Below are 26,780 nucleotides of genomic sequence, written 5' to 3'. Positions count from 1 at the left end.
TGTTCGCCTACGGGGGAAATGCTCATGAACCGCATCTACCGGCGTGTATGGAACCGCCAGCTCAATGCTCTGGTTGTGGCCTCGGAACTGGCCACCGGCGACAGCGGCGGCAGCGCCGCCCGCGATCCGCGCAGTGCACTGCTGATGCCGACCGCACTGGCCCTGGCCCTGCTGTGTGCGCTGGCCAGCGGGCATGCAGGCGCGTCCGAATCCAATCAGTCTCTACGTGACCTGCAGGCACTGGCCGCGAAGTACGCGCAGCCGATGCCGGTCAAGGTCGACGCGGAAGTGGCGCTGGCTGCCGCATCGCGCCAGGCGCAGAGCAGTCCGGCTATCAGCGCTGACGCGCGTGTCGGCCTGCAGCTGAGTACGAACTCGCTGCCGATCGTACGCGACGTGCTGCCGGCCACCGTGCAGGTGAAGCTGGCGGCGAGCGCTGCGCCGAGGCAGGTCGCGGTTCCTGCGCTGGCTGCCGATGTCCGCGCCAATGTCGGGCTGGGTCATGCAGCGTCCCATGTGGCGAAGATTGATGCATCGCTGGCGGCCAACGTTGCGCCGTCCGCGCATGCGCCGCTCGGTGTGGCTGCGGATGCCCAGGCGAAGGCCGGCGTTGGCATCGCCGGTACCCAGGTGGCCTCGATCGATACCGGTGCCAAGGCGGCCGCCGCTGTTGCTGGCGCACCGGCTGGCTCGCTGTCCGGCCTCAAGGCGTCCGTTGACGGCAAGGTGGATTCGCAGCTGAAGCTGCCGGGCCACCAGATCGACGGCCAGGGGCAGGTCAAGGCGACGGCGGCGGTCACGCTGCCGGCCAAGGAGGAGCTGCCGGGCGAGACTCATGATCGTGCGATCAGCGCGGCCTTCGATACCGGTGTTGCCGGCAACGTGCGCGTGCAGGCGCCGGGTGGCCACGAAGTCGTGGCCGACCGCAATCTGAAGCTGGCCGGCCAAGCGACCGTGGCGGCGCAGAACAGCGCGCTGGGCGTCGATGGCCTGGTGGGCGGCGTTGTCGGCGCGGCAGGCGGCGCCGTAGGTGGCGTGCTTGATGGCACCGTAGGCAACACGGTTGGTGCGGTCGGCGGCGCCTTGCACGGCACGGTTGGAACGGTAGGCGAAGCACTGGGCAGCACGCTCGATGGCACCGTTGGAACTGTCGGTAGCGCGGTGGGTGGTGCAGTGAACGGGGCTGTTGGCACGGTTGGCGCAGTTGGCGGCACCGTGGGTGGTGCACTCAACGGCACGGTCGGTTCGGTCGGCAGCACCGTCGGTGGCGCGCTCAACGATGCAGTTGGCACCGTCGGTGCCGTTGGCGGTGCCGTTGGCGGTGCCGTGGGCGGCACGCTCAACAGTACAGCGGGTGCAGTGGGCAGCACCGTCGGCGGTGTACTCAACGGCGCTACAGGTGGCAGCCTCGGCGGCCTGGGTGGCCTGCTGGGCGATACGCTGGGCAATGTCGGCAGCGCCGTAGGCAACCTGCTCAACGGCAACCTCAACGGCACCATCGGCAATCTCGGCAGTGCCGTAGGCGGGCTGGTCGGCGGCACGCTTGGCGGGCTCGGCCTGACCCAACCCTCGGCCATACCGCCCACCAGCCCAAAGGCGCCGGCGCCGGCCGACCCGAACGCGGGCCTGATCATCGGCACCGGTGGCCTGGTCGGCAATGTCGGCCAGCTCATCGGGCCGACCACCAGCAGCCTGTTCGGCGGCGACGGCTACCTGAGCAACGGCAATCTCAAGCTCAGCAACGCCAACGTGATGCAGACCTACTCGACGGTCAATGTGCTGGGCCTGCCGGTGGTCAACCTGTCGCCGGTCGGTAGCACCCTCAATGGCCTCGGCGGCGCCGTCACCGGCGGCAGCTCGCACCTGACGCTCATTGGCGGCGTTACCTCGGACAGTTACATCTACAACATCAACAACGGCAATCCGGGTGGCCTGCTCGGGCTGCTGCTGCCAACGGATTCGCCGGAATGGGCGGCGAAGTGCCTGGACATCGCGCTGGCCGACATCTCCTGCTGGGCCGTCAACGCGGCACAGGACTACCAGGTGCTGATGGGTGACGGCGCCTTCGCCAACGGTTCGAAGGAAGTGGTGATCGGCGCCAATGCACGGCACGAACTGCCCAGGGTCGATGCCAACGTTGCCTTCCCGGGCGATGGCGTGAACGATCCCACCAACCCGACCGGCGTCCCGACCGCAGACTACGCTGCGCGCATGGGCCATTCGGTGATCGTCGGTGACAGTGCCGTCGGTACCGCCAACGGCCAGACCCTGCTGGGTGCTGAAGCCACCTCCAACCAGGCGAACTCGGTCGCACTGGGCTACCGTTCGGCTGCACTGCGCGGCGCGCAGGCCAGCTACAGCGCTTATGGCCTCACTGCACCGCAGGTCTCGGCCGGCGAAGTATCGGTGGGCACCGCCGGTGGCGGCGAGCGCCAGATCACCAACGTGGCTGCCGGCAGCGTCAACACCGATGCGGTCAATGTGGCCCAGTTGAAGGGCGCCATCAGCCTGATCGATGATGTGGCGGCAGCTGCGGTGACCTACGACCTGGACGGTGCCGGCAACCCGAACTACCGTCGGGTGACGCTTGGCGCGGGCACTGGCACCACCACCATCGGCAACCTGGCAGGCGGCGCGGTCACCGCGGGCAGCCTGGAAGCAGTCAACGGTGGCCAACTGGCTGCGACCAACGCCGCCATCGCCAGCTTCTTCGGTGGCCGCGCCGCGTTCGATCCGGCCAGCGGTGCCTTCACTGCGCCGCTGTTCGAGATCAGCACGATCTCCACCACCGGCGCCATCGCCCAGGGCCTGTACACCAACGCCACCGATGCCTTCGCGGCGGTGGATGGTTCGCTGGTCAACCTCAACACGCAGATCACCGATATCCGCAACGGCGGTACCAAGTACCTGCGGGTGAACTCGACCGGTACCGAGGCCGTGGCCAGCGGCGCCGATTCGATCGCGGTCGGCACCAATGCGCGGGCGACGGCAGCCAACAGCATCGCAGTGGGGGCGGGAAGCCTTGCCGATCGTGCCAACACGGTTTCCATCGGTGCCGCTGGCGCAGAGCGTCAGGTCATCAACGTGGCGGCCGGTACCGCGGCCACCGATGCGGTCAACCTGGGCCAGCTGCAGGCCTCGGAGCAGGGCGCCCTGCGCTATGACCTCAACGGCGACGGCAGCGTCAACTACGCAAGTGCCACGCTGGGCCAGAGCGGCACCGCCACCACGCTGCGCAACCTGGGCCCGGGCCAGGTCAGTGCCACCAGCAGCGAGGCCATCAACGGTGCCCAGCTGTTTGCGGCCAACCAGGCCGTTGCCACCCATCTCGGAGGTGGCGCGGCGGTCAACGCCAGCGGCGTACTGACCGCGCCGACCTATTCGATCAATAACGTTGCCGCCAACGGCACGATCACCAAGGGCAACTACAACGACGTCGGTACCGCCTTCGACGCGGTCAGCAATTCACTGGCCAATGTGGCCGACCAGACCGGCGAGATCGACAAGCTGGCAGTGAAGTACGACGTCGACGGCAGCGGCAACGTGCTCAACAGCGTGACGCTGACGGGCACCGGCAGCGGCGCGGTGAAGATCACCAATGTGGCCGCCGGCAGCATCCTGGCCGGCAGCAGCGATGCCATCACCGGCGACCAGCTGTTCAGCACCCACAGCACCATCGCCAACTACTTCGGCGGCACCACTGCCTACAACGGCACCACCAACGCGTGGACCGCGCCGACGTTCAGCATCTCCAGCATCGCCACCGATGGCACCTTCAGCAGCGGCGATTACAACAACGTCACCGCCGCCTTCACTGCCGTCGATGGCTCGCTGAAGGTCCTCAACCAGCGCATCACCAACGGTGGCGGTGGCAGTGCCTACCTGGCGGTGAACTCGACGGCGGCCGCAGCCACCGCGGCCGGTGCGGAAGCGGTGGCGGTCGGCCCGCAGGCCAGTGCAGCCGGTGCCAACAGCGTGGCGGTCGGCAACGGTGCCAGCAGCAGCGCCGGCAACAGCGTGGCACTGGGTGCCGGTTCGGTGGCCAGCGTCGGTGCGCAGAGCGGCTATACCGGTGCCTACGGCCAGACCGGCGCCAGCAACTCGGCCGGTGAGGTCTCGGTCGGCAGTACTGGCAGCGAGCGCAAGATCACCCACGTTGCCGATGGCTCCGACACCTACGACGCAACCAATGTCGGCCAGCTGAAGAATGGTGTGAACTACGCCATCGATGAGTCGAAGAAGTACACCGACCAGAAGATCCAGAACATCACCAACGTGGCCGGCAGCTTCCGCGCCAACAACACCAACAACCTGGCCGATCCGTCCGCCAGCGGTGCCAACTCGGCCGCCGGTGGTGCAGGCTCCACCGCCGCCGGTGCCAACTCGACCGCGCTGGGCAATGGTTCGCAGGCGCAGGCCGACAACTCGGTGGCGCTGGGGGCGGGTTCGGTGGCGAACCGGGCCAACACGGTCTCGGTCGGTGCCAGCGGCGCCGAACGCCAGGTCGTCAACGTGGCTGACGGTTCGCAGGCCACCGATGCGGTCAACGTGCGCCAGCTGCAGGCCTCGCAGCAGGGCACGATCCGCTACGACACCACGGTGAACGGTGCGACCAACTACAACAGTGTCACGCTGGGCAGCACCAACAGCGGCCCGACCACGGTGCGCAACGTCGCCGCCGGCACCGCCGGTACCGACGCGGTCAACGTGGATCAGCTGAAGTCGGGGATGGCGCAGACCCTGGACTGGTCCAAGGCCTACACCGACGAGCGCATGGGTGGCTTCGAGCGCGACCTGCGCAAGACCGACAACCGTGCTTCGGCCGGTATCGCCTCGGCGATGGCCACCGCAGCCCTGCCGCAGCCCAGCGAAGCGGGCCGCAACATGGCCTCGGTCGCTGCCGGCAGCTACAACGGCGAGTCGGGCGTGGCGGTCGGTATCTCCGGTGTCTCCGAGGGAGGGCGCTGGATCTACAAGTTCAGCGGCTCCACCAACAGCCGTGGCGAGGCCGGCGTGGCCGTCGGTGCCGGCATCCAGTGGTGATATCTCCGCCGCCGGGCCGCACGCGCGGCCCGGTACCGCGGAAACGTCTACAGGGGGAATGACATGAAACAGCATCGTATCGCCCGCGCCGGCCAACATGCCGCTACGCTGGGCCTGATCCTGGGGATGGGCCTGCTGGCCGCCTGCCGCAGCCATGCGCCGGCCACGGACGGTCCTGCCGAAGCCACCGCCGTGCAGTTCCCGGAGGCCTCCAGGGCCTCGTTGAAGGAAGGCATCTATCCGGACGTCGCCGACCTGCGCCGCTTCGCGCCGGGCATGAGCAAGCGGCAGTTGTACACGCTGCTGGGCACGCCGCATTTCAATGAAGGCATGTGGGGCGTGCGCGAGTGGAACTACCTGTTCAACTTCCGCACCGCGCAGGGCGCGGAGTACTTCACCTGCCAGTTCCAGGTCCGCTTTGACAGCAAGGGCATTGCCCAGGCGGGGTACTGGAAGCCGGAATCGTGCGCGGCCGTGCTGGAGCCGCCGCGGCCACCGGCGCCGCTTGCACCGGCACCGCTGCCGGAGCAACCCCTGCGGCTGTCTGCCGACGCGCTGTTCGGATTCGACAGCGCGGTACTCAGCGCCGAGGGCCAGCAGGCGGTGCAGGGCATCCTGGCGCAGGTGCGTGAAGCCGCACAGGTGCAGTCGATCCGGGTGACCGGCTACACCGACCGTATCGGCAGTGCCAGCTACAACCAGACCCTGTCGCAGCGCCGCGCCGAGGCCGTGCGCAGCGCGCTGGTGCAGGGCGGCGTGCCTGCAGCCAGCATCAGCGCCGAAGGACGCGGCGCGGCCGAGCCGATCGTGCAGTGCGAGCAGCGCAATCGGCGCGAGCTGATCGCCTGCCTGGCGCCAAACCGTCGCGTGCAGATCGCCGGAGTGGCACAGCCGCGCTGAAATTCCCTCACCGGGGCCAGGCCCCGGTCCCGAGTCCCCCCTGACCGCCGGCAGGCGTGGCAACGTCTCCCCCGTCGTCCACGCCTGCCTGCGGCTCAGGTCTTCTAACGGTGCACGCGATGAACGCTCAATTCCTGCCTCTTTCCATGAAGACGGAAACCACACTCAGCGTGTACGGCCAGCTCGGCAACCATGCCGTGGTACGCATTCCAGGGCGGCGCCTGCCAGGCCTGATCCTGCAGGCAGACACCGTGGCCGGCTTCCTTGCCCAGCTGCAGGAAGCCCAGGCCTGCCTGCGCAGTGGTCGCGCACAGCGCACCGACGCCGAACTGGACATGCTCATCGACGTGTTGCAGCAGTGGTATGCGCTGATCGAATCGCGCCTGGCCGACGCCGGCGAGGCACTGTAGAAGAAAAAGGGGACGGAGGGGATTAAGTCGTTCCCGGCACGGCAGGGACATGGACGACTTAATCCCCTCCGTTCCCTTTTCTGTGTCATGCGCGTGCGCGGATCAACCAGCAGGCAGCACCCACGCGGACCCGATCGCCCTCGATGAATGGTGTGAATGCTGCCAGCGCCTGGTCGCGCAGCCCGGCGGCCTCCGCTTCGGGCAGCGCCCGCAGCGCCTGGCCCACCGGGCCCAGCTGGCCGACGTAGGTCGGCAGCTCATCGCGTGCGATCGAACACGGAAGGTCCACCGCAACCACCTCCACATCCTTCCAGCCGGCAGCCTGCAACAGGCGCTGCACGCGTTGGCCATCTGCGAAGGCGAACTGTCCCGGGGCACCGGGTGCGCGCGGCGGAAGCTCAAGCGCATCGCCGATCGCGCGCTCGGCCGTGGTCATGAATGGATTCTCGTCGGCGCTGCGCCAGGCAATGAAACGCAGGCCGGCACCGGGCCGCGTGGCGCGGTGCAGGTTGGCGAAGGCCGCACCGGTATCCTCGAAGAACATCACGCCCAACCGAGATTGGATCCAGTCGAAGTGCGCGGTGGGCAACGGATGCTGCTGTGCGTCGGCGACGATGAAGTCTGCGTCCAGCCCTGCCGCCTCGGCGCGTTGACGGGCCAGCGCCAGCATCGGCGCGGAGATGTCCAGGCCGGTGCAGTGCGCCGACGGGCGTGCGGCGGCTGATGCCAGCAGGCTGGCCCCGGTACCGCAGCCGATGTCGAGCAGTTGCGTGACGGTTTCCGGAAGTTCGGCCACGAGCAGGTCGGCCATCGGCTGGAACAGGCCATCGAGAAGGGCCTGCTGCGCAACCCAGACCTGGCCGCCAGGGCCGTTCCACAGGGCGTTCTGATCAAGGGGGGGGGTGCTGGCCATGGCCTTGCCTCGGTGGGTAGTTGCCCATAGGTTGGCGCTTGAAGGTCACTTGAGGTCAAGCCCGTGCGCGAACTGGATATTGGCGAGGTGGTCAAGCGCAGCGGCGTGCCGGCCTCGACCCTGCGCTACTACGAACAACTTGGGCTGCTGCAGGCACTGGGCCGTCGCGGCCTGCGCCGGCAGTACGACGAGCAGGTGCTGGAACGGCTCGCGTTGATCGGCCTCGGCCAGGCGGCCGGTCTGTCGCTGCAGCAGATCGGGGCATCGCTGCCACTGCAGCGCGGGTGCATCTCCCTGGACCGGGAGGCCCTGCTGGCGCAGGCCGATGTGCTGCAGCGGCAGATCACCCGGCTGCAACGGGTGCGCCGGCACCTGCAGCGCGCGGCGGCCTGCCCGCAGGCGGAGGACGCCCGGAAGTGCGGTTCGTTCCAGAAACTGCTACGTGCGCAGCAGCGCATGGCGGGTCGGTGAGAGAAGCATCCACGCATGGCGTGGATCTACTTCACCACGACCTCGGTAGATCCACGCCATGCGTGGATGGAATCAATCGCGGGTACTGACTTCCCAGGTGGCATGCAGCACGCCCGGCACCTGCTCCATCCGTGCCAGCACCACGTCCAGTTCATCGGCACTCACCGCCGTACTGACCAGCACCGCGATCACATCGGTAGGCGCGTCGGCATGCTCGACCACCTGCACATCACCGACCGGGTACTGCGCTGCTTCCAGCGCATCGACCAACCGCTCACGCACCCGTGGTACGGCTTCGGCATCCACGCTCAGGCGCACCTCATAGGTGGCTTCCGTGGCGGCTTCGTTGATCGGGATGCGGTTGATCGCATTCACCAGCGGCCGCAGCAGGGTATTGCCGGCGATGATCAGCACGGTCAGCAGCACGCCCTCGGCCAGCATGTCCGCGCCGGTGCAGCTGCCGACCGCCGCCGAGCACCACAGGGTGGCGGCCGTGTTCAGGCCGCGCACGTTCATGCCCTCTTTCATGATCACGCCGGCGCCGAGGAAGCCGACCCCGGAGACTACGTAGGAGATCACCCGCACTGCCTCGGCGCTGCCGGCGATGCGCATCCCCAGGTCGACGAAGGCAGCGGCGCCAACTGCCACCAGCACATTCGTGCGCAGGCCGGCGGTGCGTTGCCGGTACTGGCGCTCGGCGCCGATCAGCGTGCCCAGCACGAAGGCGGCCAGCAGGCTGACCACGGTGTCGGCGAAGGGACCGGCCTGGAAGGTCTCAATGAAGCGCATGGCCGGAGTCTACCCGGTCGAGGTGACAGTAGATCCACGCCATGCATGGATTTCCAGCGGTCCACGCCACGCGTGGTTAGTCAGCGTGCCAGAAACGACTTAATCCCCTCCGTCCCCTTTTTGCGGGGTCAGTCGGTGTCCTCGACGCGCTCGCCCATCAGTTCGCGCTGGCGCTTGTCCAGTTCCTCGGCGTAGCGCTTGCGGACGAAGGCTTCGGAGACGACGCCCAGCACCTGGCCGTCGGCGCCGACCACCGCCAGTTCGTCGGCCTGGGTCTGGTCGAAACGCTGCATCACGCTGACCACGTCCGCGGCCGGTGACAGTGAGACGTCACGGTTCTCGGCCAGCTCGCCGATCATGGTCTCCGGTTTCACGCCATCGCCGTAGACCCGTGGAATCTGCACGATGCCGGCGTAGTGGCCCTCGCTGTCGATCAGGATCACCCGGCTGCCCGAGCCCAGCGGGAAGCGCTGGCGGAACGCGGCGGCATCGAGATCGGCCGGAGTAGTGGCCACGCCCTTGCGCATCAGCCGGCCGGCGTTGAGGTTCTGCACCCAGCCCACGTCGCGGGCGCTCTTGATGGTCTCGCCGCGCAGGTGCATGCGCCAGGTCGAGAACGAGTAGCCGAACCACTGCCGCACCAGCGTGCTGGACACCAGTACCGCGCTCATCACCACGCTGGTCAGCAGGAAATCGTGCGTGCCTTCCAGCACCAGCATGGCCATGGTCATTGGCGCGCCGACCACCGCCGCGGCCAACGCTGCCATGCCGGCCAGCGCGGCGGACGTGGCGTCGATTACCGGCACGCCGGTGGCCATCGCCAGCAGGCCGGCGAACAGGGCGCCGACCAGGGTGCCCATGAACAGCGAGGCGAAGAACAGGCCGCCACGGAAGCCGAAGCCCAGCGAGATGCCCGAGGCCAGGCACTTCAGGGTCAGCAGGCCGCCGATCCAGATCAACGGCAGGTGGGTAGTCAGGTCCAAGTGCAGCGCGCCATGGCCGGACGACAGCACCTGCGGACTGGCCAGGGCCAGCGGGATCAGCAGCAGGCCACCCACCACCGGGCGGCCCCACAGCGGCAACGGGCTGCGCTTGACCCTCCCTTCAATGGACGCGATCAGGCGCATGATGACAATGCCGACCATCGCGCAGCAGCAGCCCAGCAGTCCGTAAATGGCGTAGTCGGCGGCGCGTACGTCTATGGTCGAAGCGGCGGGCAGCAGGTAAGCCTCGATGCCGGCCTGATCGGCCACGAACGCACCGGCCAGTGCGGCCACGGCCACCGGTGCCAGCGCAGCGGGGGTGTAGGCGCCGATGACGATCTCGAAGGCGTAGAACGCACCGGCTAGCGGCGCACCAAACGCAGCGGCGATGGCACCGGCGGCACCGGCACCGACCAGGATGCGCACGTCGTTGCGACGCAGGCGCATCACCCGGCCCAGCTGCGAGCCGCTGCCCGCGCCCATCTGCGTATACGAAGCCTCAAGGCCGACCGACGCGCCGCAGCCGTTGGACAACAGGGTCTGGGTCAGCACGATCAGGTTGTCGCGCATCGACATGCGGCCGCCGTGCAGCGCATTGGCTTCCACCGCATCGAGCAGTGGCCGTTTCAGTCGCGTCGCCGCCAGGCTGACCAGGCCGACCAGCAGCCCGCCCAGTGGCAGCACCAGTAGCGCGGTCCAGGTCAGCGAGGGCAGGGAGCTCAGCCGCATGCCGTCGTCCAGCCCATACAACGTGCTCTGCAGCCAGCGCGCGATGCCCGACTGCAGCAGGGTCAGGTAGCCGGCGATCAGGCCAACCAGCAGCGCCAGCGCGATGAACCACAGGTCGCTGCCGCGCAGCCGCAGGCGCAGGCCCTGGAAGGCCAGATGCAGGCGCGATGGCGGAACGGGCGAAGACATGGTGGCGGCATGATACGCCGCCACCGTGAGCGCCACCGTCACCGCATCGGGCGGCTACCGGCTCAGAAGCGGTAGCGGCCCTGTACGTAGAAGGTGCGCGGCGCGGCCACCATGCGGCCTGCGTTGCCATCGACGTTGCGGGTGTACCAGCGCTTGTCGGCCAGGTTGTTCACGCCCAGCGCGATCTCGCTGTTACCCAGCCCCGGCACCTGCCAAGCCACTTGGGCATTCCACAGGCGTACGCCCGGCACGCGTCCCAAGCGCGCGTCAGCGCTCTCGGCCCAGGTGTTGGCGGCGTCGGAGAACTGGCCGCTCTGGTGGGTGCTGGAGACGTTGAAGGTCCAGCCGGCCAGCGCGTAGCGGGCGCCGATGCTGTCGGTGTCGCGCGAGTAGAACGGCACGTCCAGGCCACGGTTGTCGCCGGACTGCTGGATCGCCTTGGTCCAGGTGTAGTTGGCGTACAGCTCCAGCCCGGCCAGCGCGCCGTCCTCGGCGAAGTGGTACTCCAGTGCGCTCTCCACACCCTTGTGGTCGGTGGCACCAATGTTCTGGAAGGTGGGCGGGGTGATGCCCGGCACCTGCAGGATCTGGTTGTCGAAGCGCATCTTGAACACGGTCACTTCCGCGCGCAGTGCCCCATCCTGCCAGCGTGCGCCCAGCTCGGTGGTCTTGGCCACTTCCGGGTTCAGCGGATTGCTGGCGGTCTGCGAATTGAGCTGGATGTTCTGTACCGGTCCGAACGAGATGGTGTAGTTGCCGAACACGGTCAGCTGCGGCGTCAGCAGGTAGGCGATGTTGAGCGAGGGCAGGGCCTTGTCGTTGCGGCTGCTGAAGGTCGCCGTGCCTCCGGCCTGGCGGCGGTCCATGTCGATCCATTCCATGCGCACGCCCGGCGTGATCCGCCACTGGCCGATCGCAATGCGGTCGTCGATGTAGAAGGCGTGCGCGTCGGTGGCGTTGTCGAAGCGGGTGGTGGCACTGGCCGCGCCGGTGCGGCGGGCGACGGTGTAGCTGCGGTCGTTGCCGCGCTCGCGCAGGAAGCGGTAGCCGGCGGTGATGTCATGCACCGCGCTGCCCCAGTGCAGGCGCTGGGTATAGCGCGGCTCGATGCCAAGCACGCGGTAGTCGCGCGGCTGCACGGTCAACTGGGTGTTGGCGGCGTTGATCAGCGAGCTGGCACGGGTGCTCTCGTTGTAATAGGCCAGCACCTCGAACTCGCTGTTGGCCGACAGCGTGTTGGTGTAGCCCAGGTCGATGCCGGTGCGGTGGCCCTTCCAGAAATCGGTCGGCCGGGTGGTCTGGAACGGATCGGCCTCGTACTGCGCACGGGTCAGGCCGCCCGGGGTCAACGAGCGCACGTCGTAGTAGGACAGCTTGGCACGCAGCTCCTGCTGTTCGTCGATGGCGTAGGCGAACTTCAGTGCGAGATCGTTGAAGCGGTCATCGCTGCCCTGGCGCCAGCCGCGGCCGTCCTGGCCGGAGTACAGCAGGGCTGCGCCCAAGCCGTTGTCGCCGGTGCCGCCGAGGAAGGCGTTGTACTGGGCGCTGTCGCCGCCGCCATGGTCGTAGGCGGTGTAGCGCACGCCGGCTTCGCCGTGCAGGCCGGCCTCGGTGGGAATGGCGCGGGTGCTGAAGTTGATGATGCCACCGACGTTCTGCGGCCCGTAGCGCACCGCGCCGCCGCCGCGCACCACGTCGATCGATTCGATGTTGGACAGGCTGGCCGGTGCGAACGACAGCTGTGGCTGGCCATACGGCGCCACCGCCAGCGGAACGCCGTCCAGCAGTACGGTCGAGCGCGGCGAGTAGCGCCCGGTCAGTCCGCGCACGCCGATGTTGAGCGAGACCGAGCTGCCGGCCGTGCCGGAGTTGTCGGTGACCTGCACACCCGGAATACGGCGCATGGCATCGCCGAGGCTGGCCGCGCCGCTGGCCTCGATGCGCTGGCGGTCGACCACGGTGCGCGCGCCGGCAAAGCGCTTGACGCTGTCATGCAGGCCGGTACCCAGCCAGCTGCCGGCGACCTGGATGCTGTCCAGCGTGGTGGCGCCGTCCTGGGCGAAGGCACGGGTGGTCGGGAGCAGGCACAGGGCGAGGGCGGCGGCCAGGGGCAGGCGGGCCGGTTGCAGGGCGAGGATGGGCATCGGTGCAGGTTGTGGAAGGTCGTAAATGAGAATTATTGCTGATTCCATTCGCTATTGGAATGCGCCTCCGGTTCATGCCGATGCCCCGGTGATAGAGTGGGCGATTGCTTACTGACTCGCTGAGATCTGCCATGTCCCAAGCCGCTTTCTACCCCGTCGGAACCCCTGGCCAGCCGTGGGGAGCGGCGGAACGGGAGGTGTGGCGTGGCCGCCAGCAGCGCCTGCGTCGCTATGACGAGGAGGTGCTGCCCCGCATCGAGGCGCTGGCATCGCGCTTCGACAAGGTGGCCTATGGCCAGCTCGACTACGCTGGCGAGACCTACACTCTGTTCGCCCTGCGCAGCCGCGATTGGAACCCGGTGCTGCCGGCTGCCCTGGTTACCGGTGGCGTGCACGGTTATGAGACCAGCGGCGTGCTGGGCGCGCTGGAATTCCTCAAAAAGCACGCCGCCGACTACGCCGGCAAGGCCAATCTGCTGGTGGCGCCGTGCGTGAATCCGTGGGGCTTCGAGCGCATCAACCGCTGGAACTTCGATGCGATCGACCCGAACCGCAATTTCCGCGCCGATGGCCCGGCCCGCGAGTCGACCGCGCTGATGGAGCTGATCGCACCGATCAAGGACCAGTTCGTGCTGCACATCGACCTCCACGAGACCACCGACAGCGACGAGAGCGAGTTCCGCCCGGCGCTGGCCGCGCGTGACGGCAAACCGTTCGAGCCGGGCCTGATTCCCGATGGCTTCTACTTGGTGGACGACAGCGAGAACCCGCAGGCGGCGTTCCAGCAGGCAGTCATCGCCGCGGTGGAGAAGGTCACCCACATCGCGCCGGCCGACGACAAGGGCGAGATCATCGGTTCGCCGGTGGTGGCCCACGGCGTGATCGAGTACCCGCTGGTGAAGCTGGGCCTGTGTGCCGGCATCACCGGTGCGACCTACACCACCACCACCGAGGTCTACCCGGACAGCCCGCGGGCGACCCCGCAGCAGTGCAACGACGCCCAGGTGGCAGCGGTGTGCGCGTCGCTGGATTACGCGCTCGCCCATCGTTGACCGGTAGTGCCGGCCGCTGGCCGGCAACCACGCGACAACAGGATTGCCGGCCAGCGGCCGGCGCTACCTCACCCCAACGCGTCGGCCCACCACAGCGCCGCTGGCCCCGGCGGCGTGTCGCGGCGCCACAGCAGGTCGCTGTGGATGCGCCGCGGCCACCCGGGCAGGGTCAGTTCCACCAGTTGCCCGCGGTCGTAGCGCTGCACCAATGCGCGGGGCAGCTCGGCCCAGCCGATGCCATCCTCGGCCATCTCCATCACCATCAGGTAGTCGGTGGCGGTCCACGCCAGCCCGGTAACCGCCCGCGCATGGTCGACCTCCGCGCTCAATCGCACCTGCCGGTACCGTGCCAGCTGGGAAGCTGCGCGACGGCCGGCGTCGGCCAGCGCATGGTCGCGCGCCACATACACCGACAGTTCGCTGTGATGGGCCAACGGCCGTGCCACCAGACCGTCCGGGTAGCTTTCCTGGCGCGGCAGCAGGCCCAGCGCTGCGCGACCACTGCCGACCAGTTCCAGCACGTCTTCGCCTTCGGCATCCAGCCATTCCAGTTCGATCTCGGGGAACGCTTCGGCAAAGCGCTGCAACACGCGCTGCTCCGGGTCGAGCTGATACACGTCGGAGAACACCACGGTCAGCCGCGCTTCGACCGGGGCTGCCAGCCGCACGCTCAACTGCTGCAGGCGGGTATCGGCGGCGAGGATTTCCTGGGCATGGGCGAGCACCTGGCGCCCGGCTTCGGTCAGCTGCGGGTAGCGTCCACTGCGGTCGAACAGGCTGACGCCCAGGTCCGCCTCCAGGTGGGCGATGGCGGTGCTGACCGTCGATTGGGTCTTGCGCAGGCGACGCGCCGCCGCCGAGAACGATCCGAGCGCGGCCGCTTCGACGAACGCCTGCAGGGATTCAGGGGAATAGGGCATTGATCCATCGCTCCTATCGATGGTATCCATTTTGAATCGACCGTAAAAGGCGATGATACTGTCCGCCGTCGCCCCTGTCTGCGGGGCATCCACGCATGGCGTGGATCTACTGAGGGCGGGGCGCTGTCCGCGTCCCGCAAGGAGTTTCACATGTCCCGTACTGTTCCCGCCCGTGGCGCGCTGGTCGCCTGGGCCTGCCTGACCGTGGCGATCGTTGCCGAAGTGGTCGGCACCTCGTTCATGGCCCATGCCGCCCGCGATGGTGGCTGGACCGGCTACCTGATCATGGCCGGCGCGTTGGCGCTGTCCTATTACTTCCTGGCCCTGTCGGTCCGCCGCATCGCGGTCGGTGTCGCCTATACGGTGTGGGAAGGCCTGGGCCTGACCCTGCTGACCGTGGTCGGCCTCACCGTGTTTGGCGAGAGTCTGTCGCTGCAGCAGCTGGCCGGCCTCGTGCTGGCGGTGGTCGGCATCGTCTGTGTCACCCTCGGGGAGGCGCACTGATGAATACCCTGGCCCTGTTTTTCGTGATCTGTTCTGCGCTGATCGACGTTGCCGCCAACATGATGGTCGCCAAGTCGGAGGGCTTCCGCCGCTGGCGCTGGGGCGTCGGCGCGGTCGTCATGGTCTGGATCGCCTTCGCCCTGCTGGGCCAGGCGGTGCGCTACATGGACCTGGCCACCGCCTATGCGATGTGGGGTGCAATCGGCGTGATCGGTACCGCCACTTGCGGCCGCCTGCTGTTCGGTAACCGCCTGCGGCTGATCGGCTGGGTTGGCATCGCCCTGGTCACGGCGGCGGTACTGCTGCTCAGCACCGCCAAGTAGCAGCACGCCCGGTCGCGAGCGGGGCGGCGATGATGCAGCGATTTGCGAAGTCGCCCGCGCTCATCGACACTGCGGTTTTCCACATGGAGTGCCCGCATGTTCAGCCACATCACCGTAGGAACGAACGACATGGATGCCGCGCGTCGCTTCTACGACGCCCTGTTCGCTGCGATGGCCGCGCGTGCGGGCGTATTCGACGAGAAGGGACGGCTGCTGTACTTCAAGGATGGACGGATGTTCGGTGTAACCGCGCCGATCGATGGGCAGCCAGCGTGCCATGCCAACGGTGGCACCATCGGTTTCAGTCTGGGCAGTGCAGAGGCCGTGCGTGCCTGGCAGGAAGCTGGAGTGGCTCACGGTGGTACCGCCATCGAAGATCCGCCCGGCGTCCGCAACATGTCCGGTCGGCAGGTGTTCCTGGCCTATCTGCGTGACCCGGATGGCAACAAGCTGTGTGCGGTGCATGTAATGTCGTGATCGGACAGGATGCGCGTGGCCGCGCCGCAGGCGGTGCGCGCGGCCCGCGCAAGCAGGGTGCGTCGCAGCGCGCGCGTGATACCACGGAATGAGCGGACGGGCCTGCGACCACAGGCCGCAACTTCATGCTCTGTCCACTGCGGTTCAGCCAGAATCGGTCGGCTAACCCTTTGATCTACCGGAGAACGCCGCCCCATGGAAGTACTGGAGCCGCAACAATCCCCGGTGCGCACCCTTCGGCCTGTGTTCGCCTTCGCGGCGATCGTTGTCGTGGCGTTCGCGCTGTTCGTCAGCCTGTTTCCGCTCGGCGCGGGCCGCCTTCTGCTCAAGGCACAGGACTGGGCCGCCCTCAACGTCGGCTGGTACTACCTGCTGGCCATGACCCTGTACCTGGTGTTCGTGGTGGGCGTGGCGCTGTCCAAGTACGGTGGCATCAAGCTGGGTGCCGACCATGACGAGCCGGAGTTCAGTTACCTCTCATGGGCCGGCATGCTGTTCGCCGCCGGCATCAGCATCACCCTGTTCTTCTTCTGCGTATCCGAACCGCTGACCCACTACCTGCAGCCGCCGCAGGGCGATCCGGCCGCAGGCGAGGCTGGCGCGCGCCAGGCCATGCAGCTGCTGTTCCTGCACTGGGGCCTGCACGGCTGGGGCGTGTTCGCGCTGGCGGCGATGGCGATGGCCTACTTCGCCTATCGCCACAGCCTGCCACTGGCCCTGCGCTCGGCGCTGTACCCGCTGATCGGCAAGCGCATCAATGGCCCGATCGGCTACACCGTGGATGCGCTGGGCATCGTCGCCACCGTATTCGGCATCGGTGCCGACATGGGCTTCGGCGTGCTGCACCTCAATGCCGGGTTGGCGCACCTGTTCAACATCCCGCATTCCAACCTGGTGCAGATCATGCTGGTGGTGGCGATGATGGGTGCGGCAGTGGCCGTGGCGGTCTCCGGCGTGGAGAAGGGCGTGCGCTGGATGGCCAACATCAACATGCTGCTGGCGATCGCGCTGGTGCTGTTCATGCTGTTTGCCGGGCCGACGCAGTACCTGTTCAGCACCTTGATGCAGAACCTGGGCGACTACCTGGGCAGCGTGGTCGGCAAGAGTTTCGATGTGTACGCCTATGGCGGCCGACCGGAATGGCTGGGCGGCTGGACGGTGTTCTACTGGGCCTGGTGGATCGGCTGGGCACCGTTCGTCGGCCTGTTCATCGCGCGCATCTCACGTGGCCGCACCATCCGCGAATTCGTGTTCGGGGTGCTGCTGATCCCGCTCGGCTTCACCCTGGCCTGGCTGTCGATCTTCGGCAACAGCGCGCTGGACCAGGTGCTCCACCACGGCCAGCAGCAACTGGCGCAGCTGGCGGTGGATGACCCACCGACCGTGTTGTATGCACTGCTGGATGGCTACCCGTGGAGCCGCACGGTGATCGCGGTGACGGTGCTGGTGAGCTTCATCTTCTTCGTGACCTCCGCTGACTCGGGGGCGGTGGTGTTGTCCACGCTGTCCTCGCATGGCGGCGCACCCGAGGATGATGGTCCGCGTTGGCTGCGGGTGTTCTGGGGCACGGTGATCGCGGTGCTGACCGCGGGCCTGTTGCTGGCCGGCAGTATCGACGCACTGAAATCGGCGGTGGTGCTGGCGTCGTTGCCGTTCTCGGCGATCCTGTTGTTGATGATGTGGGGGCTGACCCGCGCCTTCAGTGACGAATCGCACCGCAAGCGCGCGCTGCAGTACCGGCCATCGCCGTTGATCGGAGGCGATCGCCACCACCAGGGCTGGCGCCAGCGCCTGAGCCAGGCCATGCACTTCCCGGTGCGCGACCAGGTCTACCGCTTCATGGATGACACGGTGAAGCCGGCGATGGAGGCGGTGGCCGAGCAGCTGCGCGGGCAGGGCTGGGACGTGGCCACGCGCTTCGAGGCCGGCGACATGGAGTTGACGGTGAACCACGGCGAGCAGCAGGACTTCCTGTACCGGGTGATCCTGAGCGGCTACCTGACCCCGTCGTTTGCCGCGCAGCAGCTGCGCAACCAGCGCTACTACCGCGCCGAGGTGCACCTGTTCGAAGGCAGCCAGGACTACGACCTGGTGGGCTACAGCCGCAAGCAGATCATCAACGACATCATCAGCCAGTACGAACGGCACCTGCAGTTCCTGCACCTGAGCCGGTGATGCACATTGATGGTAGTGCCGGCCGCTGGCCGGCAACGCGTACGGGGCGGCGCATCACCGCCGCCCCGTTGGTGCATCAGAACCGGTAGCGCGCGCCCAGCGAGACGAACTGCCCGCGCAGGTTGTACTGGCTGATGTCGAAGCCGTTGGAGCCACCGGCCGGGTCGAACGGCGGGTCCTTGTCGGTCAGGTTCAGCACCGACAGCGACAGCGTGGTGTTGGCAATCCCTTCGTACGCCACGTACAGGTCCAGCTGGTGGTACGGCTTGACGCGGTCGCGCAGGCCCGGGTTGCTGGTCGCCGTCGCCACGCGCTGGTCGTAGCCGCTCACGTACTGCAGGCTCAGCGTGCTGCTCCAGTCACCGACCGCCCAGTTCAGCGACGTGGTGCCGCGGGTGCGCGGCAGCGCGCCGTGGCGGTTGTTGCCGGCCCCGTCATAGGGCGACTGGCCGGCCACCAGCGGCTGCTTGAAACTGAGCAGGTGGGTCCAGCTGCCGGCCACGGTGAAGTTGCCCCAGCCGTCGGTACGGAAGATGCGGCTGGCGTCCAGATCCAGGCCCGAGGTGGTCAGTTCGCCCTGGTTGGCGTACTGGTTGGTGATGAACTGGATGCGTCCCTGCGCATCACGTTGCACGCGACCGGGGAACAGCGTCGGGTTGTCGACGATGAACTGCGCGCTGTCCGGCTTGACCAGGTTGTCCTGCTCGATGCGGTACCAGTCCACGCCGATGCTGGTATCACCATCCGGCGACCACACTGCACCCACGTTGAAATTGCGCGAGCGCTCCGCCTTCAGATCCGGGTTGCCGGTGCGGATATTGGTCACGCCACGGCTGCCGCCCGGTTGCAGCGGATCCAGCGGATCGATCACCGAGCCGTAGCTGACGGTCTGGCCCGGCGCGATCTCCGGCAGCGAGGGGGCGCGGAAGCCACGCGAGAACGAACCACGCAGCAGCAGGCTGTCCAGCGGCTGCCAGCGCAATGCCACCTTCGGCGAGAACGCCTTGCCGAAGTCATCGTAGTGGTCGCCGCGGCCCGCAACCTGCAGTTCCAGCGTGCGGTGCAGCGGCACGCTCAGTTCGGCATAGGCGGCGCTGACCTGTCGTTCGCCGTTGACCACGTTGATCGCCGGGCGCAGTTCGGTGCCCGACAGCACCTGTGCACTGGTACGCGCATCCAGCGACTCCTTGCGGGACTCGGCGCCCCAGGCGAAGCCGACCGCACCGGCCGGCAGCTCCCACAGCGAGGTCGAGGCCTTCACGTTCAATGAGTGCAGCCTGTACCAGCCCGGGCGCTTGGTCTGCAGGCGCAGTGCATCCAGCGCGCCCGGCGTGCTGGACGGGTTGAGGAAGTTGTAGCTGCCATCGCGCAGGATCTGCTCGAACGCATAGCGATTGACGAAGTTGTCGACGTACTCGCGCTGTGCACTCTGCGAGGTCAGCGCTGCCACTTCCCAGTCCCAGCGTTCGCCGCTGCCGCGCACGCCCGCCAGGGCACGGTAGAACACCTGCGTGTTGTGCTTCAGGCGCGGGCCGAGGTCGAAGAAGGTGTACTCGAACGGCAGTGGCGTGCTGCCAGGGTTGTTGGGATGGCCGACCGGCAGCACCGCCGGCACGTCGATCAGCGTGCCGGTGGCCGGGTTGTAGGCGCGCAGGCCGGGGCCGACGGTCAGCGGCGCGCTGAAGATCTGGTCGGCCTCGTTGTGGCTGTACAGCACATCGGCGAAGGCCTCCACGCTGTCATTGAAGCGGTAGGTCGCGCTCAACGAGGCCTGCAGGCGCTCGGCGCCGGGTTGCAGGGTCTTGAATGGTTGTGCATTGAAGGCGCAGGCCTGGTCGGGCAGGGTGCTGCCGAAATCGCTGTAGGGACGCAGCTGGCTGCCATCCGGGCAGTTGGCGAACGGTTGCGGCGCGCGCGGGTTGGACAGCCAATTGCCACCGGCGGTGGACCAGCCGGCCAGGCGTCCGCCGGGCTTGTCGCGGAAATCGCCGCTGCGGGTATAGGCGCGCTGGTCGGCGTCGAGGCGATCACGCTTGAGCAGGTCCAGCCCGAACAGCACGTTCCAGCCCTGCTGCTCCAGGTCGCCGAAGCCGGCCAGCAGGTTGGCCTTGCGTTCGTCCAGGCCGCCCTGGGTGGCGGTACCGAAGCCGCCGCCCACTTCCACGCCCTGGAAGTTCCTGCGCAGGATGATGTTGATGACGCCGGCGATGGCGTCGGAGCCGTACACCGCCGAGGCACCGTCCTTCAGCACTTCGATGCGTTCGACCGCGCTGATCGGCAGCGCGTTGAGGTCAACGAAGGTGTCCTGGGTATTGAGCGCGAAGCCGAAGTTGGAGACGCGATAGCCGTTGACCAGCACCAGTGTGTTCTTCGGCGACAGGCCACGCAGGCCGATCGAGGCCGAGCCGGCGGCGAAGCTGCCGGTGTACTGCTCGTCGAAGCTGTTGCCGGCATTGGCCGACAGGTTGCGCAGCACGTCGGTGAGGGTGGAGCGGCCGGTCTGCTCGATCTGTTCACGGCTGACGATCTGCACCGGGTTCGGCCCGGCGGTATCGCTGCGCTTGATGTTGGAGCCGGTCACCAGCACGGCGCCGAGGGTGGTGCTGTCCTTGCCGGCATCGGCGGTTTCAGCGGCGCTGGCAGTGCCAGCGGTGAGGCTCAGCGCGATGGCGCCGGCAAGCAGGTTCAGGGTGGTGCGGTACATGGAAGCGACAACGCCGAACGGGGGAGGAGCCGTCAGTACCGCATGCAGGTACATGCGCCTTCCAATGACGAAAGCGCATTCAGTTATACATCACAGGTTCTTAACGAAAGTCGGTGCCTCCGTTGGAGCAGACCCACTCGGTGGGTGCCGGACCGATCTTTGGTGCGTGCGGACCGTTGGTCCGCACGCCCCTGTAGAGCCGAGCCTACGCTCGGCTCCACACACTGGCCGGAAACAGCCGAGCATGGCTCGGCTCTACAGAAGGCAATGCCAGCCCATCAAGGCCGCAGCAGCACCTTGCCGTTGCGGCCCGAACCGGCCCCGGCCTTCGCCGCCTGGGCGATGTCGTCCAGCGCGAAGATCTGCTCCACCGGCAAGGTCAGTTCGCCGCTCGCCGCACGCTTCAGCAGTTCGCCAACCAGCCGGCGCTTGTCCTCCACGGCCATCGCCTGGCTGACCTTGCTGCCCCAGAAGCCCTTCACCGTGGCCTCCTTGTAGATCAGGCCGCCAGCCGGGATGCGCATCGGTTCGCCGCTCATCACCCCGAACGACACCAGCGTGCCGTGGTGGCCGAGCAGGTCGACCAGGTCACCGCTGGCGTCGCCGCCGATGGAATCCACGGCGGCCGCCGCCTGTGCTTCGCCGGTCGCTTCACGAACGCGATCCTTCCAGCCGTCCACCGAGGTGTCGAACACATGATCGATGCCCAGCGCCTGCAACTGCGCGACCGCATCGGCGTTGCGCACCAGGTTGGCCACATGCACGCCACGCGCCTTTGCCAACATGGCCAGCGACTTGCCGACCGCGCCGTTGGCGGTGTTCTGCACGATCCACTGGCCCGGCTCGACGTGCAGGAATTCCAGCAGCATCAGCGCGCTCAGCGGCATCGCGATCAACTGTGCGGCCATCTCGTCCGGAATCGCCTCCGGCATCGGAATGACCATGCGTGCCGGTGCAATGAACGCTTCGGCCCAGGTACCGTGTACCGAGGCTGCGGCGACGCGTTGGCCGATCTGCAGGCCGTCGACGCCGTCGCCCAGTGCGTCGACCACGCCCAATGCTTCGCTGCCGCCAATCGCCGGCAGCGTCGGCTTGTAGCCATACAGCCCGCGCACGGTCAGCAGGTCGTGATTGTGGATCGAGGCCAGCACGGTGCGGATGCGCACCTCGCCGGGACCAGGCTCGGGCAGGGCGGCATCGGCAATGGCGAGGACGTCGGCCGGGTTGCCGAAGGAGGAGTACTGGGCAGCGCGCATGGGCGGTGTTCCGGGGAAAGTGGATGTTGTACCGAACTGGGGACGCAGGGCATGTCGACAAGGCGTCGCTGCTGCAACACGGCATCCTGCGACTGATCGTCGCGACATGTGCTGATTACCGCATCTTGTGTTGACGGTTCGAGATGTCCCCACTATGTTGTGGCCGTCACTCCCGGTCAGCCGCCGCCGCCGGACATGCAGCAAACGTCCCGCGGCCCGCCCCTGAAGGCTTGCCGTGTCGACGCGGCCGCCATCGTGCGGACGCAGGTCGCCCCCACGGCCCGGATACCGGCCGCAGGCGCAGGCAGATGCCGACGACCTACGTTCCCGTGCCCTGGCAATCCACCCGTTCGCCCCGTGCGCCGGTATCGCGTTCAGGGCCGCCATGGCATCGACCGCCAACGCGCGTGCGAGCCTGGAGTTTCACCACCATGACCGACAGTACCTTCCGCGTGGCCGATCTGGCCGGCGCCGGCGACGCCTTGCGCGCCGGTGGCGAGCGCGTGCCGACCTGGATCACCAAGGAGGCCGGCAACCGCCGCCTGCCGTTCGAGGCCGAGCGCCTGCAGCGCAGCATCGACGCCGTGCATGCCGAGTTCCCGCAGCTGGACGTGAGCGACTATCGCCGCGTGGTGCAGGCGATGGTCGAGCGCAAACCGAGCATCAGCGCCGACGACCTGGTCGATCTGCTGATCCGTGAGGCCGAATCGCGGGTGGACCTGGTTGCACCCGAGTGGGAACAGTTTGCCGCGCGCATCTACCTGCGTCGCCTGTACAAGCGCGCCAGCCGCAACCGCTTCTACGATGTCGGCCTGAAGTACGGTTCGTATGTGGGCCTGCAGGAGAGCCTGGCTGACCGCGGCATCTACAGCAACGACATCCTGCGCTGCTATTCCAAGGAAGAGCTGCAGCAGGCCGGCGAGATGATCGACCCGGAACGCGACCGCCTGTTCGCGTACAACGGCCTGTACCTGCTGGCCACGCGCTACCTGGCCAGCGATCGCAGCCGCGAGGTCTACGAACTGCCGCAGGAGCGCTGGCTGACCATTGCGCTGTACCTGATGCAGGAGGAAAAGCCGCGCGAACGGCGCATGCAGCTGGTCGGTGAGGCGTACTGGGCGCTGTCCAACCTGTACATGACGGTGGCCACGCCGACCCTGGCCAACGCCGGCAAGGTCGGCGGCCAGCTGTCCAGCTGCTTCATCGACACGGTGGACGACAGCCTGCAGGGCATCTATGACTCCAACACCGATATCGCCCGCGTGTCCAAGCACGGTGGCGGCGTCGGCGCCTACCTGGGCTATGTGCGCAGCAGCGGCGCGCCGATACGGGGCGTGGCCAATTCCTCCGGCGGCGTGGTGCCGTGGATCAAGCAGCTCAACAACACCGCGGTGTCGGTCGACCAGCTTGGCCAGCGCAAGGGCGCGGTGGCGGTGTACCTGGACATCTGGCACCGCGATATCGAGGCCTTCCTGGATCTGCGCCTGAACAACGGCGACCAGCGCCTGCGCGCGCACGATGTGTTCACCTCGGTGTGCGTGCCCGACCTGTTCATGGAAGCGGTCGAGCGCCGCGCCGACTGGTACCTGTTCGACCCGCACGAGGTGAAGCAGGCCAAGGGCTGGTACCTGCAGGACTTCTACGATGAGACGCGCGGCGCGGGCAGCTTCCGCGACCGCTATGCCGAGTTGGTGGCCGATGAGCGCATCAGCCGCCGCACGGTGAAGGCGATCGATCTGTTCAAGCGGATCATGCTCAGCCAGCTGGAGACCGGAAATCCGTTCCTGTTCTACCGCGACGAGGTCAACCGCCGGAACCCGAACAAGCACGCGGGCATGATCTATTCCAGCAACCTGTGCACCGAGATCCTGCAGAACATGAGCCCGACGCGGATGATCCAGGAGATCGTCAGCGGCGACCAGATCGTCACCACGCGCCGCGCCGGTGACTTCGTGGTCTGCAACCTGTCCTCGATCAACCTCGGCCGGGCAATCAGTGCGCCGGATGACCTGCTGGCCACCGACGTGCTGGAGCGCCTGATCCCGATCCAGGTGCGCATGCTCGACAACGTGATTGACCTCAACGCGCTGCCGGTGCCGCAGGCCACCATCACCAACCGCAAGTACCGCGCCATCGGCCTGGGCACGTTCGGTTGGCACCACCTGCTGGCGCAGCAGGCGATCCAGTGGGAGTCACCGGATGCCGAAGAATTGGCCGACCGTCTCTACGAACGCATCAACTTCCTGACCATCCAGGCCAGCGCGCAGCTGGCGAAGGAGAAGGGCAGCTACCCGATGTTCGCTGGCAGCGACTGGCACAACGGGCGTTACTTCCGTGACCGCGACTACACTGGCGCCGCATGGGACAGCCTGGCCCGCGAGGTCGCCACGCACGGCCTGCGCAACGGCTGGCTGCTGGCGGTGGCGCCGAACATGAGCACCGCGCAGATTGCAGGATCCACGGCCTCGATCGACCCGATCTACAGCGCGTTCTACTACGAGGAAAAGAAGGACTTCCGGCGGCCGGTGGCGGCTCCGGGCCTGTCGCTGGAAACCTGGCCGTACTACGAGAAGGGGGCGTACAAGGTCGACCAGTTCGCCAGCGTGCGCCAGAACGCGCGCCGCCAGCGCCATGTCGACCAGTCGATCAGCTTCAACCTGTATGTGCCGAGCACGATCCGCGCTAGCACCCTGCTGGAGCTGCACCTGAGCGCCTGGCGCGAAGGCCTGAAGACCACCTACTACGTGCGCTCCAACGACATCGACATCAGCGAATGCGAGTGGTGCGCCAGCTGACCATCCACGGTAGCGCCGGGCCACGCCCGGCGAGCGCATCGCGCGGCCGTCGCACATTCCGCCGGGCATGGCCCGGCGCTACCCCCTGCAGGTAACACCATGGCAACTCCCCTCGACCGCATCAAGATCCTCGAACCACGCCACCCCAACCGCAGCACCGGCATCATCAACGGCCAGACCAGCGGCATCCTCAACTGGAACGATATCCCGTACCCGTCGTTCTATCGGGCCTACAAGGAGCTGTCGACCAACTTCTGGATTCCCGACGAAGTGGACATGAAGCTGGATGCGCGCCAGTACGGCGAGCTGTCAGGGCGCGAAAAGAACGCCTACGATTCAATCATCGGCCTGCTGGCCACGCTGGATTCACCGCAGACGCGCTTCATCTACAACGTGGCCGAGTACATCACCGACCCGGCCGCGCATGCCAACGCAGCCATCATCGGCCAGCAGGAAGTGATCCACAACGAGAGCTACAGCTACGTGCTGGCCTCGATCACCGACCTGCCGAACCAGAACCGCATCTTCGAGATCGCTCGCACCCACCCGACCATCATCAAGCGCAATGCCCCGATCATGGGCGCGTATGACGACTTCATGCGCGAGAAGACCGCCGAGACCCTGCTCAAGTCGCTGATCCAGTCCTCGATCCTGGAAGGCATCAACTTCTATTCCGGTTTCGCCTACTTCTACAACATGGTGCGGCAGAACCGCATGAACGGCACCGGCAAGATCATCAGCTTCATCAATCGCGACGAGCTGGCCCATACCAAGTTCATCAGCGAGCTGATCCGCGCCATCATCGGTGAAAACCCCGAGCTGCAGACCAATGAGTTGACCGCCTATGTGCACCAGTCATTCGAACATGCCATCGAGCTTGAGACGCAGTGGTCGTCGGAGGTGCTGGATGGCATCGATGGCATCGACGTGGACGAGATGGTGCGCTACGTGAAGTACCGCGCCAACAAGATGGCCGGCATGCTCGGCATCGAGCGCCTGTACAGCGACACCACCGACAACGTGATGCCGTGGATCAAGGCCTACGCCGACAACTTCACCGAGACCAAGACCGACTTCTTCGAGATGCGCAATGCAAGTTACAAGAAGACCAACGTCGACAACGGCTTCGACGATCTCTGAGCCTGTCGCCGCGCTGCGCATCCTGATGGTGGTCGCCTCCTTGAGCGGCAACACCCGCGAACTCGGCCGGCAGATTGCCGAACGCTGCCGCGCTGCCGGCCATGTGGTGCACTGGCAGGAGGCCGACGACCTGCGTCAGGCCCCCTCATTGGCGGCCAACGAGGCCGACCTGGTGCTGCTGGGCTGCTGGACCGACAACGCCGGCCGCACGCCGGCGGAGATGAAGGCATGGGTGGCCGGCATCGCCGAGCGCGGCGAGCGGCCACGGCAGCTGGCGGTGTTCGGCACCGGTGAAACGCAGTGGGGGCAGGAGTACTACTGCGGCGCCGTGCACCGGCTGATCCGCTATTTCCGCAGCGACTATCCGCCGCTCGAGATCGAGCAGATGCCGCATGGCGAGCGTCACGCCGCAGCCATCGACGCCTGGACCGATACGGTCCTGGCCCATTACTGGAGCAACACCGATGCAGATCATCGACGCCACCACGCCTGAGCAGTTCCGGCAGCTGCTGGCCGAGCACCCGCGGGTGCTGGTGGATTTCCACAAGGACCAGTGCCCGGGGTGCCGGATGCTGGAGATGTCGTTGCACCGGGTGGCCAACAGCGTGGCGGGGCAGGGCACGACCCTGCTGCGCGTGCAGCTGGAGGTGCTGGGTGAGGCGTTCTTCAGGGAGCTGGGACTGCGGCAGACGCCGACGCTGTCCCTGTTCCGTGACGGTAACGAACGCACGCGCCTGGCCGGGTTCCAGTCGCCGCAGCAGATCGAGGCCGCGATCGCGCTGCATTTGTAGAGCCGAGCCCATGCTCGGCTGCCGTTCGCGCGGTGAGCGATGAGTCGAGCATGGCTCGACTCTACAAGGGCA

At 67.2% G+C, this 26,780-nt stretch carries 20 protein-coding genes; 13 read left to right on the top strand and 7 right to left on the bottom strand.

Annotation, left to right across the window (positions count from 1 at the left end; translation table 11 throughout):
- Nucleotides 1–24 precede the first annotated feature (24 nt).
- From AC5P7R_RS05060 to AC5P7R_RS05050, 3 genes are all read left to right on the top strand, one after another.
- Nucleotides 25–5,043, top strand: a complete 5,019-nt coding sequence (locus tag AC5P7R_RS05060; RefSeq protein ID WP_478435875.1) for a YadA-like family protein — start codon at nucleotides 25–27, stop codon at nucleotides 5,041–5,043.
- Nucleotides 5,044–5,106: 63 nt separating this feature from the next.
- A complete protein-coding gene (locus AC5P7R_RS05055) occupies nucleotides 5,107–5,943 on the top strand; it encodes an OmpA family protein (RefSeq protein ID WP_134731548.1) in 837 nt (278 codons plus the stop codon).
- A gap of 119 nt (nucleotides 5,944–6,062) precedes the next feature.
- Nucleotides 6,063–6,353: a DUF6959 family protein gene (locus AC5P7R_RS05050; RefSeq protein ID WP_019659952.1), complete on the top strand. Its 291-nt coding sequence runs from the start codon at nucleotides 6,063–6,065 to the stop codon at nucleotides 6,351–6,353.
- A gap of 85 nt (nucleotides 6,354–6,438) precedes the next feature.
- On the opposite strand, the gene AC5P7R_RS05045 is transcribed toward AC5P7R_RS05050, so the two are convergent.
- Nucleotides 6,439–7,266, bottom strand: a complete 828-nt coding sequence (locus AC5P7R_RS05045) for a class I SAM-dependent methyltransferase (RefSeq protein ID WP_021204280.1) — start codon at nucleotides 7,264–7,266, stop codon at nucleotides 6,439–6,441.
- A gap of 63 nt (nucleotides 7,267–7,329) precedes the next feature.
- On the opposite strand from AC5P7R_RS05045, the gene AC5P7R_RS05040 reads away from it, so the two are divergent.
- The gene (locus tag AC5P7R_RS05040; protein WP_019659950.1) at nucleotides 7,330–7,737 is read left to right on the top strand and encodes a MerR family transcriptional regulator; all 408 of its coding nucleotides are present in this window, start codon (nucleotides 7,330–7,332) and stop codon (nucleotides 7,735–7,737) included.
- Nucleotides 7,738–7,809: 72 nt separating this feature from the next.
- Here AC5P7R_RS05040 and AC5P7R_RS05035 read toward each other — a convergent pair whose 3' ends face one another.
- From AC5P7R_RS05035 to AC5P7R_RS05025, 3 genes are all read right to left on the bottom strand, one after another.
- Complete coding sequence (locus AC5P7R_RS05035) at nucleotides 7,810–8,526, bottom strand: MgtC/SapB family protein (protein ID WP_070488711.1); 717 nt, start codon at nucleotides 8,524–8,526, stop codon at nucleotides 7,810–7,812.
- A gap of 128 nt (nucleotides 8,527–8,654) precedes the next feature.
- Complete coding sequence (locus AC5P7R_RS05030; RefSeq protein ID WP_346484043.1) at nucleotides 8,655–10,427, bottom strand: chloride channel protein; 1,773 nt, start codon at nucleotides 10,425–10,427, stop codon at nucleotides 8,655–8,657.
- 62 nt (nucleotides 10,428–10,489) lie between these two features.
- Nucleotides 10,490–12,571, bottom strand: coding sequence for a TonB-dependent receptor family protein (locus AC5P7R_RS05025; protein ID WP_478435874.1), 2,082 nt, complete (start codon nucleotides 12,569–12,571; stop codon nucleotides 10,490–10,492).
- A 131-nt stretch (nucleotides 12,572–12,702) separates the two neighbouring features.
- On the opposite strand from AC5P7R_RS05025, the gene AC5P7R_RS05020 reads away from it, so the two are divergent.
- Nucleotides 12,703–13,623, top strand: coding sequence for a M14 family metallopeptidase (locus tag AC5P7R_RS05020; protein WP_478435873.1), 921 nt, complete (start codon nucleotides 12,703–12,705; stop codon nucleotides 13,621–13,623).
- A 68-nt stretch (nucleotides 13,624–13,691) separates the two neighbouring features.
- Here AC5P7R_RS05020 and AC5P7R_RS05015 read toward each other — a convergent pair whose 3' ends face one another.
- The gene (locus AC5P7R_RS05015) at nucleotides 13,692–14,543 is read right to left on the bottom strand and encodes a LysR family transcriptional regulator (protein ID WP_021204275.1); all 852 of its coding nucleotides are present in this window, start codon (nucleotides 14,541–14,543) and stop codon (nucleotides 13,692–13,694) included.
- Between the two features lie 150 nt (nucleotides 14,544–14,693).
- Between AC5P7R_RS05015 and AC5P7R_RS05010 the strand changes: the two genes are divergently transcribed.
- The 4 genes from AC5P7R_RS05010 (at nucleotide 14,694) to betT (ending at nucleotide 18,022) form a co-directional block, all read left to right on the top strand.
- Nucleotides 14,694–15,047 carry an SMR family transporter gene (locus AC5P7R_RS05010; protein WP_227853818.1) on the top strand — a complete coding sequence of 118 codons (354 nt, stop codon included), beginning with the start codon at nucleotides 14,694–14,696 and terminating at the stop codon, nucleotides 15,045–15,047.
- Nucleotides 15,047–15,370, top strand: a complete 324-nt coding sequence (locus AC5P7R_RS05005; protein ID WP_021204274.1) for a DMT family transporter — start codon at nucleotides 15,047–15,049, stop codon at nucleotides 15,368–15,370. The genes AC5P7R_RS05010 and AC5P7R_RS05005 overlap by 1 nt, the downstream gene beginning before the upstream one ends.
- A gap of 96 nt (nucleotides 15,371–15,466) precedes the next feature.
- The gene (locus AC5P7R_RS05000; RefSeq protein WP_021204273.1) at nucleotides 15,467–15,847 is read left to right on the top strand and encodes a VOC family protein; all 381 of its coding nucleotides are present in this window, start codon (nucleotides 15,467–15,469) and stop codon (nucleotides 15,845–15,847) included.
- Between the two features lie 195 nt (nucleotides 15,848–16,042).
- The gene (gene betT, locus AC5P7R_RS04995; RefSeq protein ID WP_478435872.1) at nucleotides 16,043–18,022 is read left to right on the top strand and encodes a choline BCCT transporter BetT; all 1,980 of its coding nucleotides are present in this window, start codon (nucleotides 16,043–16,045) and stop codon (nucleotides 18,020–18,022) included.
- 76 nt (nucleotides 18,023–18,098) lie between these two features.
- Here the strand turns inward: betT and AC5P7R_RS04990 are convergent, their stop codons facing one another.
- Nucleotides 18,099–20,726: a TonB-dependent receptor gene (locus AC5P7R_RS04990; RefSeq protein WP_478436571.1), complete on the bottom strand. Its 2,628-nt coding sequence runs from the start codon at nucleotides 20,724–20,726 to the stop codon at nucleotides 18,099–18,101.
- Between the two features lie 278 nt (nucleotides 20,727–21,004).
- The gene (locus AC5P7R_RS04985) at nucleotides 21,005–21,982 is read right to left on the bottom strand and encodes a zinc-binding dehydrogenase (RefSeq protein ID WP_111098134.1); all 978 of its coding nucleotides are present in this window, start codon (nucleotides 21,980–21,982) and stop codon (nucleotides 21,005–21,007) included.
- Between the two features lie 431 nt (nucleotides 21,983–22,413).
- On the opposite strand from AC5P7R_RS04985, the gene AC5P7R_RS04980 reads away from it, so the two are divergent.
- The 4 genes from AC5P7R_RS04980 to AC5P7R_RS04965 all read left to right on the top strand — a co-directional run bounded on the left by AC5P7R_RS04980 (nucleotide 22,414) and on the right by AC5P7R_RS04965 (nucleotide 26,708).
- Nucleotides 22,414–24,777, top strand: coding sequence for a ribonucleoside-diphosphate reductase subunit alpha (locus AC5P7R_RS04980; protein WP_478435871.1), 2,364 nt, complete (start codon nucleotides 22,414–22,416; stop codon nucleotides 24,775–24,777).
- 99 nt (nucleotides 24,778–24,876) lie between these two features.
- The gene (locus tag AC5P7R_RS04975; RefSeq protein ID WP_061479853.1) at nucleotides 24,877–25,917 is read left to right on the top strand and encodes a ribonucleotide-diphosphate reductase subunit beta; all 1,041 of its coding nucleotides are present in this window, start codon (nucleotides 24,877–24,879) and stop codon (nucleotides 25,915–25,917) included.
- A gap of 25 nt (nucleotides 25,918–25,942) precedes the next feature.
- Complete coding sequence (locus tag AC5P7R_RS04970) at nucleotides 25,943–26,410, top strand: flavodoxin (RefSeq protein WP_478434091.1); 468 nt, start codon at nucleotides 25,943–25,945, stop codon at nucleotides 26,408–26,410.
- Nucleotides 26,382–26,708: a thioredoxin family protein gene (locus AC5P7R_RS04965; protein ID WP_155029708.1), complete on the top strand. Its 327-nt coding sequence runs from the start codon at nucleotides 26,382–26,384 to the stop codon at nucleotides 26,706–26,708. Before AC5P7R_RS04970 ends, AC5P7R_RS04965 begins: the two co-directional genes overlap by 29 nt.
- Nucleotides 26,709–26,780: the final 72 nt, after the last annotated feature.

This window comes from Stenotrophomonas sp. YJH_SMC_27 (genome assembly GCF_059369815.1).
The sequence above is the reverse complement of the archived record's forward strand: the minus strand, read 5'-3'. Positions and strand labels throughout refer to the sequence as shown.